The sequence below is a fragment of the Corallococcus sp. CA047B genome (assembly GCF_003612065.1).
GTDB lineage: Bacteria > Myxococcota > Myxococcia > Myxococcales > Myxococcaceae > Corallococcus > Corallococcus praedator.
The window spans coordinates 1-508 of the sequence record NZ_RAWD01000717.1 but is presented as its reverse complement, the minus strand read 5'-3'; the positions used below and the strand labels follow the sequence as shown (position 1 = coordinate 508).

General features: G+C 69.5%; 1 pseudogene. It reads left to right on the top strand.

Features of this window, described 5'->3' with window-relative positions:
• Positions 1–508 (top strand): annotated as a pseudogene (locus tag D7X74_RS42330) (hypothetical protein); the annotation flags it as partial.

Sequence of the window (508 nt, the reverse complement as noted above, 5' to 3'; positions counted from 1 at the left end):
CCCCGAAGTTCCCCGCCGCCGCCACCCCGCCGCTGCGCCTGGGCCCGGTGCGCGCCAGCGAGGACGACCTGTGGCGCATCGTCTCCTTCGACGAATCCAACGACCCCGCGCAGAACCTCACCGCGTCCTTCGAGGCCGCCCTCCAGCAGGTGGACGCCCACCTGGAAGCGCTCATCCGCTCGGACGTGGGGCCGGCGGCGGGGGAAGCCAATGAATTCCTCGTCGAAGCCATCGTCGAGACGACGTTCGAACCGGAAGCGACCTTCGAACCGCTCCCTTCCCCCCGGTTCGCCGCCTTCCCCGGTGACAACGGAGGGGGTTCTGGCCAGACTGATGAATCCGAGCTGTCCGGCGACCTGGACGACTGGGATTTTGACGAGGACGACGTGGCGGCCGAAGACCCCTCCAATCCCGACGAAGCCTCCAAGCTCCGGCGCCAGCGCCTCCTGCGCCGCGCCATGGAGAACATGGGTGCGCTCGGAGGACGCCCGCTCCCGCCCACTACCAC